This is a genomic window from Neomoorella carbonis, from assembly GCF_045278715.1.
GTDB lineage: Bacteria > Bacillota > DSM-521 > Neomoorellales > Neomoorellaceae > Neomoorella > Neomoorella carbonis.
Genome location: NZ_CP136420.1, coordinates 871,679 through 887,464, shown reverse-complemented (window position 1 = coordinate 887,464; position 15,786 = coordinate 871,679). Strand labels below are relative to the sequence as shown.

General features: G+C 58.1%; 19 protein-coding genes. 1 reads left to right on the top strand and 18 read right to left on the bottom strand.

The genetic code is table 11. From position 1 onward, the window contains the following. Positions 1-62: 62 nt before the first annotated feature. Genes MCACP_RS04595 through thiD form a run of 7 tightly spaced genes read right to left on the bottom strand, consistent with a single transcriptional unit; the run spans position 63 to position 5,857 of the window. Entirely contained in the window at positions 63-1,613 is a 1,551-nt protein-coding gene (locus tag MCACP_RS04595; protein WP_406678206.1) for a hypothetical protein, read from the bottom strand. A 34-nt stretch (positions 1,614-1,647) separates the two neighbouring features. After that, the gene (locus tag MCACP_RS04590) at positions 1,648-2,586 is read right to left on the bottom strand and encodes an AEC family transporter (protein WP_406678679.1); all 939 of its coding nucleotides are present in this window, start codon (positions 2,584-2,586) and stop codon (positions 1,648-1,650) included. 10 nt (positions 2,587-2,596) lie between these two features. Further along, positions 2,597-3,442, bottom strand: a complete 846-nt coding sequence (locus MCACP_RS04585; RefSeq protein ID WP_406678205.1) for a DNA methyltransferase — start codon at positions 3,440-3,442, stop codon at positions 2,597-2,599. After that, positions 3,432-3,671, bottom strand: coding sequence for a hypothetical protein (locus tag MCACP_RS04580; protein ID WP_062282702.1), 240 nt, complete (start codon positions 3,669-3,671; stop codon positions 3,432-3,434). The genes MCACP_RS04585 and MCACP_RS04580 overlap by 11 nt, the downstream gene beginning before the upstream one ends. Before the next feature lies 1 nt (position 3,672). Continuing rightward, complete coding sequence (locus MCACP_RS04575) at positions 3,673-4,611, bottom strand: RluA family pseudouridine synthase (RefSeq protein ID WP_406678204.1); 939 nt, start codon at positions 4,609-4,611, stop codon at positions 3,673-3,675. Beyond that, positions 4,608-5,060: a signal peptidase II gene (gene lspA / locus MCACP_RS04570; protein WP_406678203.1), complete on the bottom strand. Its 453-nt coding sequence runs from the start codon at positions 5,058-5,060 to the stop codon at positions 4,608-4,610. Before lspA ends, MCACP_RS04575 begins: the two co-directional genes overlap by 4 nt. 2 nt (positions 5,061-5,062) lie before the next feature. Further along, a complete protein-coding gene (gene thiD / locus MCACP_RS04565) occupies positions 5,063-5,857 on the bottom strand; it encodes a bifunctional hydroxymethylpyrimidine kinase/phosphomethylpyrimidine kinase (protein WP_406678202.1) in 795 nt (264 codons plus the stop codon). Between the two features lie 178 nt (positions 5,858-6,035). On the opposite strand from thiD, the gene MCACP_RS04560 reads away from it, so the two are divergent. Then, on the top strand, positions 6,036-6,239 hold the full coding sequence (locus tag MCACP_RS04560; RefSeq protein WP_406678201.1) for a DUF1540 domain-containing protein: 204 nt from the start codon (positions 6,036-6,038) through the stop codon (positions 6,237-6,239). Here the strand turns inward: MCACP_RS04560 and MCACP_RS04555 are convergent, their stop codons facing one another. The 11 genes from MCACP_RS04555 to pgeF form a co-directional block, all read right to left on the bottom strand. Further along, on the bottom strand, positions 6,240-6,986 hold the full coding sequence (locus MCACP_RS04555; protein WP_406678200.1) for a TraR/DksA C4-type zinc finger protein: 747 nt from the start codon (positions 6,984-6,986) through the stop codon (positions 6,240-6,242). 16 nt (positions 6,987-7,002) lie between these two features. Then, entirely contained in the window at positions 7,003-7,254 is a 252-nt protein-coding gene (locus MCACP_RS04550; RefSeq protein WP_406678678.1) for a DUF5665 domain-containing protein, read from the bottom strand. 387 nt (positions 7,255-7,641) lie between these two features. Continuing rightward, the gene (gene pduL / locus MCACP_RS04545; RefSeq protein WP_406678199.1) at positions 7,642-8,244 is read right to left on the bottom strand and encodes a phosphate propanoyltransferase; all 603 of its coding nucleotides are present in this window, start codon (positions 8,242-8,244) and stop codon (positions 7,642-7,644) included. A 103-nt stretch (positions 8,245-8,347) separates the two neighbouring features. Beyond that, complete coding sequence (ileS, locus tag MCACP_RS04540; RefSeq protein WP_406678198.1) at positions 8,348-11,128, bottom strand: isoleucine--tRNA ligase; 2,781 nt, start codon at positions 11,126-11,128, stop codon at positions 8,348-8,350. Between the two features lie 16 nt (positions 11,129-11,144). After that, positions 11,145-11,645 carry a DivIVA domain-containing protein gene (locus MCACP_RS04535; RefSeq protein WP_406678197.1) on the bottom strand — a complete coding sequence of 167 codons (501 nt, stop codon included), beginning with the start codon at positions 11,643-11,645 and terminating at the stop codon, positions 11,145-11,147. 12 nt (positions 11,646-11,657) lie between these two features. Then, complete coding sequence (locus MCACP_RS04530) at positions 11,658-11,924, bottom strand: YggT family protein (protein WP_406678196.1); 267 nt, start codon at positions 11,922-11,924, stop codon at positions 11,658-11,660. Between the two features lie 5 nt (positions 11,925-11,929). Further along, a complete protein-coding gene (gene proC / locus MCACP_RS04525; RefSeq protein ID WP_406678195.1) occupies positions 11,930-12,730 on the bottom strand; it encodes a pyrroline-5-carboxylate reductase in 801 nt (266 codons plus the stop codon). An 18-nt stretch (positions 12,731-12,748) separates the two neighbouring features. After that, a complete protein-coding gene (locus tag MCACP_RS04520; protein WP_406678194.1) occupies positions 12,749-13,192 on the bottom strand; it encodes a cell division protein SepF in 444 nt (147 codons plus the stop codon). A 24-nt stretch (positions 13,193-13,216) separates the two neighbouring features. After that, the gene (locus MCACP_RS04515) at positions 13,217-13,903 is read right to left on the bottom strand and encodes a YggS family pyridoxal phosphate-dependent enzyme (RefSeq protein ID WP_406678193.1); all 687 of its coding nucleotides are present in this window, start codon (positions 13,901-13,903) and stop codon (positions 13,217-13,219) included. Between the two features lie 77 nt (positions 13,904-13,980). After that, positions 13,981-14,952, bottom strand: a complete 972-nt coding sequence (locus MCACP_RS04510; RefSeq protein WP_406678192.1) for an HlyD family efflux transporter periplasmic adaptor subunit — start codon at positions 14,950-14,952, stop codon at positions 13,981-13,983. Between the two features lie 6 nt (positions 14,953-14,958). After that, positions 14,959-15,780: a peptidoglycan editing factor PgeF gene (gene pgeF, locus MCACP_RS04505; RefSeq protein WP_406678191.1), complete on the bottom strand. Its 822-nt coding sequence runs from the start codon at positions 15,778-15,780 to the stop codon at positions 14,959-14,961. Between the last annotated feature and the right edge of the window lie 6 nt (positions 15,781-15,786).

Here is a 15,786-nt window from a genome sequence, read left to right as displayed (position 1 = left end):
GCTTTAACCGGGGTTAAGGTTTAGTAATATTATAAACCAAGTTTGCCATTTTTAGCAAGGGCCTAGCGGCTGTAGGCCCTGGCCCGCGTCCTTTCCCGCGGCAGGCCGAAACCGAAAAGGGCCGCCAGACGTAAGGCCAGGCGTACCGGCCAGAAGGCGAGCTGGCGCTTTAGCTCCTGGCGTTCCTTCTGCAGGTCGGCCACCGTCCGTTCCAGGTCTTCATTGGCAATGAGAGTCGTCTGGAGACGGTATTCCTGCTCCCGCAGCTGTTGCTTCAGGCGCGCCTGTTCGGCCTGGGCATCGCTGACGGTTTTATTGAGGGTTCCCTGGAGCTGCATGAGGCGCGTCTCCAGGTGGCTGACCCTTTTCTTCAGGGTATCCCGCTCAACCCTTAAGTTTACCAGCTGCTCTTCTATCTGGGTGAGCTCCTGGCGCAATTCCTCCTTACGCCGGTGGAGTTTTTCCAGATCGCTTAACAGGTTTTTATTCTCCTGGCGCAGGTCTTCTATTTCCTGGCGCAGCTTTTCTTTTTCTTCATCCTTTTGCTCCACCTGGCGGCCGACGGCAGCCTTACCGCCGTTAATGAGGCTAAATTCCTTGGGGGCCGGGGTTAACTTTTCTGTTTCCAGGGTGAGGACGGCGGCTTCGGCCCCGGCGGCTATTTCCTCCCAGGCCGGCGGTTCCACGGTGGCGTTCTTTACCGGCGTAAATTTCGGGGCCGCCGGAGGTGCCGTCTTCTCGCCGGTGTGCTTCAGGGGAAATAACTTGTCCCAGAAATCGCTTTCTTTAGCCGCCGGTGCCGGTTTGGCCAGGGGGAGAATCTGCTCGCCGGCCCGGGGCATTTCCACTACCTGGGGGCCGCTGCCGCCCCTGCCTGGCGCTGTCCTGGCTGGAGAACCCGGAGGCTGCGTTTCCCGGCCGTTACCAGTGGCCACGGCCGCATTAACCGGCTGGGGCCGGGACTTTTCGGCCGCAGCAGATGGGGCTATTGCCTGGACAGGGGAAGGATGCTGGCTTCCCAGGGTGGGGGAATTTCCCACCGCCGCAGGTGCCGCCTCCTGCACTCCTTTTGCCACTTCAGCTGCCGGCTCCGGTTCCACATAGGCCCAGTGGATGAGGCCCCAGCGACCGTCTTTTAGCCGCAAGAAACGACCGTCGGCTACCAGCTTTTGTTCTCCCGGTACTTCCGGCTTGCCGGCTTCCTTTAACTCCTCGTTGATTTCACTTAAACGCAGGGCATCTCCATGGGCCTGGAGGACGCGGTGAGCGGCATCGTTTTCCTTCAAGCCGTCCAGGCGCAGGCACCACAATCCCTTGCCTTCACTGCGAAAGCAGGGGTTTTTGGCCAGACAGCGGTTCACGTTTTTCTGGATCTTGGCCAGATTATGGCTGGTCAGCAGGTGCTGCTGCGCTTCCTGAACCAGCTCATCCACCGATTGGGGCGAGTACTCAAATAAACGTAATTTGAGCAGGTCGGTGAGGGAATCTAATTTTCCCGTTACTTTAACTTTAGTTATCCTGGGAGCCGGGGCATTTTTAGGCTTTTTGGCCACGGGTGTCACCTCTTCCAGTTTTATAGGATAAACCATTATTTCCCTGGTAATATTTGACACCTGGGCTGATTTTTCCTGCCAGAAAAATAGGACTTTATGTCAATATATGGTAATTTAACAACCAGGCCCACAGAGGGATGGTTAACAAGGAAACCAGGGTGGTAGCCACCACCCCTTCGGAGATCAGGGTGTAATCGCCGTCATACTTCCGCGCCACAGCCGGGGCAATGGCCGCCGCCGGCATGGCCATCTCCATAATCACCAGCAGGCGGACACTCTTATCCCAGCCTGGAACAAGGAACATGGCCCCCAGGGCCAGGAGGGGTAAGATTATCAACCTGACTGCCACCATCAGGTAAACTATCTTGTTGCCGGCCAGGGTGCGGATGGGAGATTCGGCCAGCATGGAACCCACCAGGAGGAGGGCCAGGGGTATGGTAGCCTGGCCCAGCCCATCCAGGGGACGAAAAATGAGGGGCGGCAGCTGGAAATGGAATATAGCCAGGATTAGGCCCAGGATAATGGCCAGGACATTGATGTTCAAAATCTGGCGCCAGTCGAGGCCTTGGGGTTCCTGGTGATCCTGCATCAACCAGACTCCTAGAGTCCAGAAGAGGACATTGTGGCCCAGAGCATACATGGCGGCATAAAAGACGCCCAACTGGCCCCAGAGGATGTAGGCCACCGGAAAGCCCAGGTAGGCCACATTGCCGAAGGCGGTGGTAAAGCGAAAGGCATAATCGGTCTTCAACGGCAGGCGCAGCCAGGCCCCTGCCAGGATGCACAGGGCGTAGGATCCCAGGACCAGCACCACCGCGGCGGCCAGGATTAGGAAGGCGTTTGTCAATTCCTGGCCGGAAACCTTGAGGTTCATGGAGGTGATGGTAAGGGCGGGCATGGTAAAGTAAAAAATAATGTCAGAAATAACTTTGTCGCCCTGGGCGGTTAAAATCTTACGCCGGCGTCCCAGGAAGCCCAGAAGGACATAGAAAAACAGGGCACCCACCTGGGCCCCGACAGCCAGTAATTGCATCAACTTTGCATCATTCCTTCCGCAGGATAAGGATGTTCTGGTGGGTAATGTTGGGTACAAAGACTGATTTTATAGCATAGGGCTTAAGGTGACGGCGGGTGGCCTTGTTGGACCAGATTTTCAACCCTTTAAATTTGAAACCGATCTCGCGCATGGCCTGGGCCACTAAAAAGCCCAGGGGAACATATTCTCCCTGCTGGTAACGATCCCCCACCAGCATGACCAGGTAGCGGCCGGGCATGAGTACCCGCCGAATCTCCAGCCCGATTTCCTGCAGGCGCCCCAGGAAACTGGGCAGGTCGGGGGCCCGGCCCAAATCATTAGCCAGCAAAGGCGAAAGCATATTAAAGTTGGTTTCCTTGCTGAAGCCCGTAGCGCCATGGTTAATCCCGTAAGGAGGATCGGTAATTACCGCCGGAACAGTTTCGGAGGGTAACTCCTTGAGCAGGGACAGGCAGTCGCCCTCGCGCATTTCCCCCGTCAGGGGTTCCCCACCGGCCACCGCCTCTTCCCGGCGGCAGATAACCCCGTTCGCGATGATAAAATCGCGCTGGATGGACCGGTAGATGGCTACCCAGCGGGGGTCGAGTTCAAAACCGAGACTCGGCCGCCCGGCCAGGGCCGCCCCCAGCAGGGTTCCTCCCACGCCGGCGAAGGGGTCCAGGACGAGCTCGCCTTTTTTAGTAAAAAAACGGATAATTTCCGCCATTACCTCCGGGGGTTTCATGGCTCCGTGTTGCTTACGTAAAGGGTGGGTAGCATCGGGGGGATAGGCGGTAATGTAGAGGGTGTCGGTCCAGTACAGCCATTGCCGGCCGTCGAGATCGTTGAGGCGGTTCTGGAGTTTACCGGTCATGGGCTGCTTCACCCTGGAATCTTGCCGCCAGGATGTCCCGCGCCTGCCCGGCGGCTTCCGCCGGCACCTGGATCTGGACCTGGCCCATGGGGCCGCTGTGAAAGCCGTAGATGTTCCACAGGGCCTCCCCGACCAGACGCACCGGCAGGCCGGCGGCCGCCAGTAAACCCTGAACCATCAGGGCTTCTACCCTCTCCCTCACAGCCACAGTAACCCATCCGTCAGGCATCTTATCTACCCTCTCCCCTTTTCTCCCGCCTTAAATTTTCCAGTACATGTAAAAAGACCGGCGGCGGTGGTGCCGTAAACTCCAGGTAATCTCCCCGTACGGGATGGTTAAAACCCAGGCAACCGGCATGCAGAAGCTGGCCCGGCAGGTCGAAAGGGCAGTGCCGGGGGCCGTACTTGGGGTCACCTACCACCGGGTGACCCAGAAAGGCCATGTGCACCCGGATCTGGTGGGTGCGCCCCGTCTCCAGCCGCACCTCCAGCAGGGTATACCGTTCGAACTGTTCGAGAACACGATAGTGGGTGACAGCCTCCCGGGAATTTTTGTCAGTAACCGCCATGCGTTGCCGGTCGACAGGGTGCCGGCCAATGGGCGCCTCGATACGCCCGCGGGGCTCTACTACTGCCCCGTGGACCAGGGCCAGATAAACCCTTTTCATGCTGTGGGCCTTGACCTGGGCCGCCAGGCCCTGGTGGGCCGCATCATTTTTAGCTGCCACCAGGATGCCGGAGGTGTCTTTATCCAGGCGGTGGACTATGCCCGGCCGCAGGACGCCGTTTATACCCGAAAGATCGCCGCAGTGGTACAATAAGGCGTTGACCAGGGTACCGTGTTCATTGCCGGGTGCCGGGTGGACGACCATGCCCTGGGGCTTGTTGATGACAATAACATCTTCGTCTTCGTACAGGATGTCCAGGGGGATGGGTTCAGGTCTTACCTCCAGCCGCACCGGCTCCGGCAGGTTGACCTTAATTTTCTCCCCGCCCCGCAGGCGGTAATTGGCTTTCGGCCGTTCCCCTCCGCAGAAAGTAACCTCGCCGGCATCCAGCAGCTGCTGGACGCGGGAACGGGATACCCCTTCCAGTTCCCCGGCCAGCCACACATCCAGGCGTTTTCCCCTGCCTTCCGGGGGTACTTCCAGCTCTATGCGACGGCTCACAAGCTCTTCCCCTGTTCACTTACCGGCCCCAGAAGTTCCCAGCAGAGGAGAACAACGCCGCCAACGATAGCTATGTCGGCCAGGTTAAAGACCGGCCAGATGCGGAAATCAAGGAAGTCAACTACATAACCGAAGCGCAGGCGGTCAATGAGGTTGCCCAGGGCGCCGCCTGCGATCATGGCCAGGGCCAGGCGCAAGGTAAACCGTCCTGGCGGCAGGAAGCGGTAGGCCGCCAGGATGACAACCACCACCATCACAGTCACGGTCACAAATACCGGGGTTTTATTAGCCAGGAGGCCGAAGGCGGCTCCGGGATTATTGATGTAAGTTAAATGAAAAACGGAATTGATTACCGGCAGGCTCTCATTGGGCTGGAAATTGACCCGGATAATATACTTGCTCAGCTGGTCAAGGCCCAGGACCAGGGCTACCAGCAATAAAAAGGGCACGCTCAATCCCCCCAGGAATAATAGAATGCCAGGTGGTGTACCGGCCCGCAGCCCCGACCTACGGCCCGGGCCTGGCTGATGGCCGTCTGGATATACTCTTTGGCTGCCGCCACCGCTACGGGTACCGTCAAACCCCGGGCCAGGAAAGCAGTTATAGCTGCCGACAGGGTACATCCCGTCCCATGGGTGTGGCGTTTATCCAGCCGGGGAGCGGTAAAACGCCGGACTTCGCGGCCGTCGAAGAGAATATCTGTTGCCGCACCGGCCAGGTGCCCCCCTTTTACTAAAACATAGGGTACGCCCTGATCATGTAACTCCCGCGCGGCAGCTACCATCTCTTCTTCACTGCTGATCTCGCGCCCTGTAAGAACGCCGGCTTCATCCAGGTTAGGAGTAATGACCAGGGCCAGGGGGAACAGTTTTTTCTGCAAAACCTGGCGCGCTTCCCGGGCCAGCAGGAGATCGCCGCTCTTGGCCACCATTACCGGGTCAATGACCAGATTTTTCACCCCGTATTCCTGAACCTTGGCAGCTACCACTTCGATAATACCGGCATTGGCCAGCATTCCAGTTTTGGCGGCGTCCGCCCCGATATCGCTTAAAACGGCATCCAGCTGCCGGCCGACAAATTCCGGCGGCAGGTCGAAGGTCCCCTGCACTCCCATGGTATTCTGAGCTGTCACGGAAGTGATCACGCTGGTACCGTAAACTTTGAGGGCGGCAAAGGTTTTCAAGTCGGCCTGGATACCGGCTCCGCCCCCGGAATCGGACCCGGCAATGGTTAAAGCCTTGTGCATAAACTCCTCTCCCCTTCTCTTTGTTCTCTATCATACCACGTCAACTCATGTGGGTAAACTACTTTTATGGCGAGGGAGATTGTACCGGCCCTGCCGGGCGCGCCGCGAGGACTCTGGTACGGGCCAGGCAATACCCCAGCCTGGAACAGAAGCTTTTGGTGAAAGAAGGTGATTAAATTTGCCCCGCATACCCTGTGAGGTTGATATCTGTGTCCACCACGATGGTGCCGGTTACTGCAAGCTGGAAACCATCCACATCACCAGAAACGGCCTGGATACCAACTGCGGCGATTTTGAACGGTTGTTGCCGGATGAAGACACCACCACCGTATTCTCTTTCCGGAAGCCTGATGATACCCGGGAAACTATACCCTACGAATGACTATCTTTTATCGTCCCTATCCCGCACCACCCGGTCCCAGCCAGCGTCGCCAATTACCTTTTCCGCCGGGGACCCTTCATCATCAATGTAGGCTCCGGTATCTTCATAAAACATGCCGTCGGCGCCCTTAAAATAGGGAATACCTTCTACCGGTTCAACATAACTCTGGTCTTCATCCAGATCCAGGGGGCCAAAGTAGGCGCCGCTGCGGGATTCGGAAGCGTGTTCAATAGTTTGGGCCAGGTCCTGCCAGGTGTCTTCCCCATCATACATGAGGGCTTCCTCCTCGTCCGGGTGTTTTTGATAGGGATCGGAGAACTGGCCGCCAAAAGGAGGCAGGATGACTTGCTCCTCGACGGGACGGAGGTTGATGTCTCCTGCCCCTTCCATTTTTTTACGGCACTTCAGACACAGGGTTGTCTCGGGTATAGCCTCCAGCCGTTCCCGCGGTATCTCCCGGCCGCACATCCGGCAGTAGCCGTAGGTCCCATCCTGGATGCTTTCCAGGGCATCGTCTATCTTTTGCAGCTGGATACGGGCGTTGTCCCTCAAGGCCAGGTCTTTGCTGCGCTCGAATTCCTCACTGCCGAGATCCCCGGGATGGTTATCGTAACGGGACAGTTCCTGGATGGACTCCAGCAGGGATTCCCGCAATCCCCCGCTGTTAAAGGAATCTATTTGTTCCTGCAGCTTTTTCTTTTCCTCCAGCAATTTCCGGCGAAAATGCTTTAAGGATTTTGCATCCATATGAAAGCCTCCCAGTTTAATAAACCTCCTGCTGGACCATGCGGACAATTTCCGCTATGAGTTTACCGATGACCGGCAGGTTGAGCAGGGCCAGTTCGCGGATGATGTAGATAACTATGGCGCCCAGGATGGTAAAACCCACGGCTATACCCAGGCCCCTGGCCACCCCGGCGGCAAAGTTCAGGTACAGGAGCCGCCAGGGCCGGCGGTAGATTTCTATCCACTCGGCGATGCTGGCTTTTTCTATGGCGGCTGTTAATTGCTGCATCTTTTCGGCCAGAAAAACGGCTGCCTTTTCATTATCAACCAATAGGGTTTGCTCCTCCGAGAATAACTTTATCACAGGCTGGCATTGTCTAGCTCGCTCCGTGGTCCTCACGGAGCGGCCTATGGCTCAGCCTCGGGCTCGGGCGGGGTTCCCGGCCTATTCGGCGTCCTTGCCTCAAAGGCCGGCCTCGGACCTCCTGTCCTCGGCCCCGCCCTCGCTCCTCGGCTTCGCCATGGCCGCTTCGCCGCTCGGACCAAGTCGCTCGCTTCAGACAAATGCCAGCCCGCAATTTTCATGCTTTCGATGGTTGCGGCACGCCGTCATAAATGACTCCTCCGAAAAAACTCCTTTATAGCTTTCCCCGTACCCAAAATAAAAAATCCTGCTTCAAGGACGCAGGATTTTGACTTTATCGCCGCCGGACAGCAGGGCGGCATTGGCTTCGTCGGTGTCCAGGTGCAGCTCCAGGCGGTAGTGGGGGCTGGTCCGGATAATTACATTATTCAAGATCATGCCCCGTATCCCCGGCACCCAGACCCGCACTTGCTGTTCGTCGCGGAGGTGGAGGGCCCTGGCCCGGTCTTCTTCCATATGGATGTGGCGGGCGGCCAGAATGACACCCCGGCGCAGGTTGATGGCGCCGGCCGGACCGACCACAGCTATGCCGGGCGTACCAGCCAGGTCTCCGGATTGCCGTACCGGCGGCTTTAAGCCCAGGCGGAAGCCGTCGGTCATGGCTATTTCCACCTGGGAGTAAGGCCGGACCGGACCTAAAACCCGGACACCCTCCAGAACGCCGCGCGGGCCGACGACGGTAACCGTTTCCCGGGCGGCAAATTCCCCCTGCTGGCTGAGCTCCCGGTACACTGTTAATTCGTAGCCGGGGCCGAAAAGGGCGTCCAGGTCCTCCCGGCAGAGATGGATATGGCGGCCGGATACCCCCACTGGAACTTCCACGGGCAAAAAATCTTCTTCCTGGAACTGCCTCACCGTCCCTGCCCTTCCTTTCCCTGTTACTTAGCCTCGCTCTTTTCGTGCAGCGTGTTACCGGCTTTTTTAGTATAGCCCGTTCCTTTATTTTTATGGCTGTTTTTTAAACCTGGCGCAAAACGGCTGCACAGCGCTCGCACAGGGTGGGATGGTCGGTGTCCCGGCCCACGGTGGAACTGACCATCCAGCAGCGTTCACATTTTTCACCGGGAGCCTTCTCGACCACCACCTTGAGTTCGGGCAGGTCTTCGGCGGCAAAGGCCGTGGCCGGAGCCTCTTCTCCCGGGGCGTGCAAAACGGCCTGGGAAACAATGAAGATGGTCGCCAGTTCCCCCTCCAGGGACTGGAGGAACCGGTACAGCCCGGCATCCGGGTAAAGGTGGACGGCGGCATTTAAGGAATTGCCCAGGCCCTGCTCCTGGCGGGCTCGTTCCAGGGCGCGGGTAACAACATCGCGCACCTGCAAAATTTTATCCCACCGGGCCTGCAGCTCGTCATCCAGGAATGCATCCTGCACCTGCGGCCAGCCGGCCAGCTGGACGCTGACGGGCTTGCCGGGAACTGCCGGCAGGTAACGCCAGATTTCTTCCGTGGTAAAGGCGAGTATCGGCGTTAACAGTCGTACCAGGATGTTGATGGCTTCATAAAGCACCGTCTGGGCTGAACGCCGCCCTTTTGAGGCGGCCGGCCAGGTATAGAGGCGGTCCTTGATAATATCCAGGTAAATAGCACTTAAATCCACGGCGCAGAAATTGTGGATGGTATGATAGACCACGTGGAACTCATAATCTTCATAGGCTTGCGTGACCCTGGCCACCAGGCGCTGGAGTTTATCCATTATCCAGCGGTCTATTTCCAGCATTTCCTCCCGGCTTACCTTATCTTTTCCGGGATCAAAGTCGTAAAGGTTGGCCAGCAGGAACCGGCAGGTATTGCGGATTTTGCGGTAAGCCTCGGTCAACTGCTGCATGATGCGGGGTGAAGCGGCTACATCCCGCCGGTAATCGGCCGAAGCCACCCACAGGCGCAGGACGTCGGCCCCCTTTTCCCGGATGACATCCGCCGGGTCGATGCCGTTACCGAGGGATTTGGACATCTTGCGTCCTTCCTCATCTACCAGGAAACCATGGGTCAGCACCTGGCGGTAAGGAGCCCGACCCCGGGTGGCCACTGCCGTCGACAGGGAGGAGTTAAACCAGCCCCGGTGCTGATCGCTGCCCTCCAGGTACAGGTCGGCCGGCCAGCCCAGTTCCGGCCTGGTGGCGAGCACGGCGGCGTGGCTGGAACCGGAATCAAACCACACGTCCATAATATCCGTTTCCTTGCGGAATTTACGGCCACCGCAGGCAGGGCATTTCAACCCTTCCGGCACCAGCTCCTCCGCCTCCCGGGCGAACCACACATTGGAACCGAATTCCCGGAAAAGTTTCTGCAGGTGGCTGATGGTGGCGTCGTTGATAATTTCTTTGCCGCACTCTACGCAGTAAAAGATAGGAATGGGTACGCCCCAGGTCCGCTGGCGGGAGATACACCAATCGCTGCGCTCGGCCACCATGTTGTAAATGCGGTCCTCGCCCCAGGCCGGAATCCATTTTACTTCTTTAATTGCATCCAGGGCCTGCCGGCGGAAACCGTCAATGGACGCAAACCACTGCTCCGTGGCCCGGAAGATAACAGGATGCTTGCAGCGCCAGCAATGGGGGTACTGGTGTTTGATAAAGGCGAAATGCAGCAGAGCCCCCCTGGCTTCCAGCTCCTTGACCACAGCTTTATTGCTATCTTCAATGAACAGGCCGGCAAACTGGCCGGCTTCCGGGGTAAAGTGGCCCCGGTCGTCCAGGGGCGAGAGCACCGGCAGGTTATAGCGCATGCCTACTTCGTAGTCCTCCAGGCCATGCCCGGGGGCCGTGTGGACGCAGCCGGTGCCCTGTTCCAGGGTAACGTGTTCCCCCAGGATAACGACCGAATCCCTATCCATAAGGGGATTGCGACAGACGACCCCTTCCAGTTCGGCACCGGTGAAGGCAGCCACCACCTGGTAATCTTTTATTGCCAGCAGTTCAAAGACCTGGCGGTAAAGCTCCTCTGCCATGAGGTAACGTTCATTCCCCACCTGGACCAGGACGTACTTAAATTCCGGGTGCAGGGCAATGGCCACATTGGCCGGTAGGGTCCAGGGCGTTGTCGTCCAGATGACGACAGAGCTACCATCCGCCTCAAAAAGACCGCGGGCGTCGACTACGGGGAATTTGACATAAATAGAGGGCGAACGCTTCTCGCCGTATTCGACTTCGGCTTCGGCCAGGGCCGTTTCGCAGTCGGTGCACCAGTAGACCGGCTTGAGCCCCTTATAGATATAACCCTTTTTGGCCATCTCGCCAAAGACGCCGATCTGAATGGCCTCGTATTCCGGCTCCAGGGTAAGATAGGGGTGTTCCCAGTCGCCCCGGACGCCCAGGCGTTTGAATTCCTCCCGCTGGATGTTGACGTACTTTAAAGCGTAATCGCGACAGCGGTTGCGGAACTCTACGACATCAATGGCCCGGCGGTTGAGCCCCAGGTCTTTAATAGCCTGCTGCTCAATGGGCAGGCCGTGGGTATCCCATCCCGGGACATAGGGCGCATCGTAGCCGTTCATGGAATGATATTTAACGATGATGTCTTTGAGGATTTTATTTAAAGTATGCCCCAGGTGGATATGGCCGTTGGCATAGGGCGGCCCGTCATGGAGAATAAATTTGGGCTTGCCTTTGTTGGCTTCCTGTACCAGCCGGTAAATATCCTGTTCTTCCCAGAATTTGAGGATCTCCGGCTCTCGCTGGGGCAAATTGGCCCGCATGGGAAAATCGGTCCGCGGCAGATTCAAGGTTTTGCTATAATCCACTTAACGTCGTCACTCCTTAAACTCCTTCAGAAATAGTTTCCCCGCCCGGTTGGCTATCAGCGTCAGTAGAAGCTGCTGCCTCCTCAGCGGCCAGGAGTTCCAGCTGGGCCTGAAGGAAAGAACGCAGTCGCGTCTTAAAAGCTGCAGCCATAGCTTCCAGGTCGCTCCGGTAGCGCTCGGCCTTTTCCACCTGCAGCCGCGCCTGGTTTAAAATCTCCCGGGCTTTATTCTCCGCCTCCTGGATAATCAGGCCGGCTTCCCGCTGGGCGTTCTGGCGCATCTCATCGGCTGTTTGCTGGGCCATGACCAGGGCATCCTTAAGGGTTTGCTCCAGTTTGGTATAGCGCTCCAGTTCCTCTGCCAGGCGCAGGTTTTTCTCCCGTAACTCCTGGTTTTCCCGGTAGACCTGGCCGTAGTCCCGCAAGACCTGTTCCAGAAATTCATCGACCTCTTCGCAGCTGTAACCGCGAAAGGAGCGGTGGAATTCTTTTTTGTTGATATCCAGCGGCGTCAGCACTGTATCCCCCTCCTATCCCAGGTTCAGAATAAAACTGATGAGCAGGCGTTCTACCAGCTGTAACACCAGGACCGCTATAATAGGGGAAAAGTCAATGGGGATACTGGTACGCGGCATGAGGCGGCGAAAAGGGGCCAGCACCGGTTCTGTAACTTCGTAGATAAAGCGCAGAACGGGATGGTTGGGGTCATGGGGAAACCAGGATATGAGGATACGGGCAATAATCAGCCAGTTCAACACTTCAAAGGCAGCTCGTATTAGCAGCAATAAAGTTTGCATGAACTCTACTCCTTACTTAAGCTCTCGGCGCGCAAGGTGGCTGCCTCTACCGCCCGGATGACGGCACCCCGGACACCCCGGTCTTCCAGGACGGCCAGGCCGGCAATAGTCGTCCCCGCCGGTGAAGCCACTTTATCCTTCAGAACCCCCGGATGCTCGCCGGTGGCCAGTACCATCCGCGCCGCTCCCAGGACGGTCTGGGCCGCCAGTTCCAAAGCTACCGGCCGGGGAAGTCCCTGGCGCACGCCGCCGTCGGCCAGGGCTTCAATAAGCACATAAATATAGGCTGGCCCGCTGCCGCTTAAACCGGTTACGGCATTGAGCTGTTCCTCCGGCAAAACTATAGCCCGGCCGACGGAGCGGAAAATGGCCAGCGCCTTCTCCAGAGCTTCCGGCTGTACAAATTTGTTGGCCGCCAGGGCAGTCATGCCTTCCCCTACCAGGGCGGGGGTATTGGGTACCACCCGCACTACCGGCACTTCCCCGAGGTAAGAGGCCAGCCTGGCCAGGGTAACGCCGGCAATGATGGAGATAACCAGTTTTTCCTTCCCGACTTGAAGGCCGCCCAGGGCCTCCTTCACGTTCTGGGGTTTGACAGCCAGGATGAGGATATCCGCCTTTGCTGCCAGCTCTTCCCTGCCGGCCGCGGCCTGCAGGCCGTAAGTACCCTCCAGTTCCTGCAGCCTTTCCCGCCGGATGTCCCAGGCCAGGATCCTTGTCGCGGGTATCTGGCGGCTCTGCAGCAGGCCGCGAATCAAGGCCTCTCCCATGGCGCCGGCACCCAGAAAGCCAATAGTACCCTCCATAACATTTTAATCCTCCTGCTATTTACGCCCGGCTGCTTCCAGCCAGTTGATACCGCCTGCCACCTGTTCTTCCAGGTCGCCGCTCAAATCAATATTGCTGGAAGTAAATAAAAAGATGCCGCTCGTTACCCGGCGCACCCGTCCCCCCAGAGCATAGGTGGCTCCGCTTAAAAAGTCGACAATCCGCCGCGCCTCGTCAACCGGCAGGGCTTCGACATTGACAATTACCGGCCGGTAGTTTTTCAAGTTTTCCGCCAGGGCTGCCGCCTGGTCAAAGGACTGGGGGCGGGCAATTACCAGGCGTAAAGTTTGGCGCGCCGTCGGCAGGCTTACCAGTTTAGCTTTGCCGGGGTTCGATGGGGCCGGGGGTATATCCCATTCCTTGACCTGATTGTCTGTGACCTGGGAACCTTCTTCGTGGCCGTAACCCAGCCAGTTAAGTAAACTATCCCAAAAGGCCATATCCCTCACCTCCGCTACAGCATTTTATACCCTGGCGCCAAAGATGGCCGTGCCTATTCGCACCAGGTTGGCTCCTTCTTCAATGGCAACTTCAAAATCGTTGGTCATACCCATGGAAAGGTAACGCATGTCCACTCCCGGCAGGTGCAGGGCTTCCACCTCCCGCCGTAAGTCTGCCAGCCGGCGAAAAACCGGCCGCACCTCTTCGGCATCCTCTACCAGGGGAGCTACCGTCATCAGGCCCAGGACGCGCAGGCCGGTAAACCCTGTGAGCTCCCGTATAAAAGGGATTACCGCCTCCGGCGCCAGGCCAAATTTACTCTCCTCGCCGGCCACATTAACCTCCACGAGGATGTTAACCCGGCGACCGGCAACCGTGGCCCGCCTGTCCAGTTCCCGCGCCAGTTCCAGGCTGTCAACCGAATGGATCATGGTTACCTTATCCCATACCTGGCGGGCTTTATTGCGCTGGAGGTGACCGATGAGGTGCCAGTTGACACCGCTTATGTAGGGCTGCTTGGCCAGGAGTTCCTGGACCCGGTTTTCTCCCAGGTCCCTGAGGCCCAAACTTACGGCCTCCTGAATACGTTCCGGGGAAATGGTTTTGGTCACCGCCACCAGGGTTATATCTTCCGGCTGCCGCCCGCTGCGGCGGGCGGCAGCGGCTATCCTTTCCCGTACCAGGGCGATATTTTCTGCCAGGTTAACCATCTTTTTTCCTCCGTCAATCCTCTATAATTTCTACATCTTTATAATAAATCCTGCTGCACTGGCGAAATGAAACACCGCTACTTTACCAGCCACCGGGCCAGAACCGGGTTGACAATGACTTCCGCGCCGGCTTCTATGTTCTGGACGGCCACCCTGTCCCCCACCCGGCCTGTAATGGCAACTGGCTGCCATTTGATTCCCCGCGCTGCCAGGAGGTAGACCCCCTTTGCTCCCCCCGGCCCGTTGCTCAAAGCAGCTGCAGGTAAAATTGTTCCCCGGTAACGGTTTAATACCGCGGCTACTTCCAGCCGGCGGGGGGTCAGCCAGCGCTCATCCCAGGAAGTGATGGTCATGAGGACGGCCTTTTGCTTGCCTTCATCCTGCAACCGGGTAATGCTGGCCCGCACCTCGTCCCCGCCCTCCGGCAGTTTAAGGGTTACTCTTTTACCAGGCTGCCAGCCAGGTGGAAACTCTTGCAGAGGGGCATATACTACCAGGGGAGCCAGGTTGTTGACCAGGCGGCTAACGGCCGTACCGGCTTTCACCTGGCCTTCAGCCGTCACTGGAACTGCTAATTCCACCAGGCGCTTCAGGTCCTGGTATTGTATATTACCAAGGTTGGCGGGCTGGAGAGCTTTTTCCAGGCCATCGGTCTGGTAGGAAACCTGGCCGGGAAAGGGGGCTTTGATTTCCATTGTTCCCTGCCCTGGCGGAGTGGAGGCCACTGGCAATACCCGGGCGATGGTAGCCCCCGCCGGGACCCGCTCCCCTTCGGGCACTACCGGGACCAGGGTTCCTGTCGCCGGAGCTACCAGAACCTGCTCTTCCCTGGCAATAAAAACCTCCAGGGCGAGGTTGTCCTCCAGGACGCCGTAATCAACCCTTTCCACCTTTAAAAAGTGCCAGGCAATGGCCTGAAAGGCCTGCTGAAAACCCAACCGGACCACCAGGGTAAAAAGAAGCAAGCCCAGGACCGGTAAGATAAAACGCCTCCACCGCCGGCGCTGCCGCGGCCGGGCCGGGAGGCCTGGACTGTAAGCTGTCTTCATAAGTATTTACCTCAATAGGGATAATAAAGCCGCCTGGCGCCCGGTGGGGCCACCGGCCGCCCGGTAAGAGAAGAAGGTTTCTGCCTGGCAGCAGGTACAGAGATCGGCTATGGCAATATGTTCCGGCTTTAGTCCTGCCGCCAGGAGTTCCAGGTAATTGGCCCGGGGAAGGTCCAGGCGGTAGTGGCCGGGTCCATCCGGGATTAAAACTTCACCGGCCCAGGGGAGGTGCTCCCTGACCGCGCCGGCCACCCGGGTATCTACCTGGTAGCAACAGGGCCCTACAGCCGGCCCGATGGCTGCCAGGACATCAGCCGGATTGCTGTTAAATTCAGCTGCCATCCTGGCCACTACCTGGCTCCCCACCTGTAACACTGTACCCTTCCAGCCGGCGTGGGCCAGGCCGATAACATTATTTACCGGGTCGATAAAGTAAAGGGAAACGCAGTCGGCATAAAAGGCCACCAGGGTTATCCCCGGTGCAGCCGTCACCAGGGCATCAACACCCGGCAGGGCCGTTGCCAGTTCCACGGCACCCCGGCCGGCATCCTGCCGGGCCACCAGGGCCACCCTGTTGCCGTGGACCTGCTCACCGACAACCCAGTTCTCCAGGGGCAGATCCAGCACCTCTGCCAGCCTCCGCCTGTTGACCAGCACTGCTGCCGGTTCATCGCCCACATGCAAGCCCAGGTTCAAGGTGCTATAGGGCGGCCGGCTGACACCGCCGGCACGACTGCTGTAAAAAGCCTTCACCGGCGCCTGCTCTTCTAAAAAGGGAACCCGCCAGTAACTGATCCCTTCCCTGTTCTCCCTGATAAAGGCCGCCAAAGGTAT

Excerpts from the sequence above, each read along its gene's own strand:
- MCACP_RS04555 (WP_406678200.1), bottom strand. The coding sequence starts at position 6,986 with ATGGATGCAAAATCCTTAAAGCATTTTCGCCGGAAATTGCTGGAGGAA.
- MCACP_RS04510 (WP_406678192.1), bottom strand. The coding sequence starts at position 14,952 with ATGAAGACAGCTTACAGTCCAGGCCTCCCGGCCCGGCCGCGGCAGCGC.
- proC (WP_406678195.1), bottom strand. The coding sequence starts at position 12,730 with ATGGAGGGTACTATTGGCTTTCTGGGTGCCGGCGCCATGGGAGAGGCC.
- MCACP_RS04580 (WP_062282702.1), bottom strand. The coding sequence starts at position 3,671 with ATGCCTGACGGATGGGTTACTGTGGCTGTGAGGGAGAGGGTAGAAGCC.
- MCACP_RS04515 (WP_406678193.1), bottom strand. The coding sequence starts at position 13,903 with ATGGTTAACCTGGCAGAAAATATCGCCCTGGTACGGGAAAGGATAGCC.
- MCACP_RS04550 (WP_406678678.1), bottom strand. The coding sequence starts at position 7,254 with ATGCAGCAATTAACAGCCGCCATAGAAAAAGCCAGCATCGCCGAGTGG.
- MCACP_RS04520 (WP_406678194.1), bottom strand. The coding sequence starts at position 13,192 with ATGGCCTTTTGGGATAGTTTACTTAACTGGCTGGGTTACGGCCACGAA.
- MCACP_RS04585 (WP_406678205.1), bottom strand. The coding sequence starts at position 3,442 with ATGACCGGTAAACTCCAGAACCGCCTCAACGATCTCGACGGCCGGCAA.
- MCACP_RS04530 (WP_406678196.1), bottom strand. The coding sequence starts at position 11,924 with ATGCAAACTTTATTGCTGCTAATACGAGCTGCCTTTGAAGTGTTGAAC.
- MCACP_RS04590 (WP_406678679.1), bottom strand. The coding sequence starts at position 2,586 with ATGCAATTACTGGCTGTCGGGGCCCAGGTGGGTGCCCTGTTTTTCTAT.
- thiD (WP_406678202.1), bottom strand. The coding sequence starts at position 5,857 with ATGCACAAGGCTTTAACCATTGCCGGGTCCGATTCCGGGGGCGGAGCC.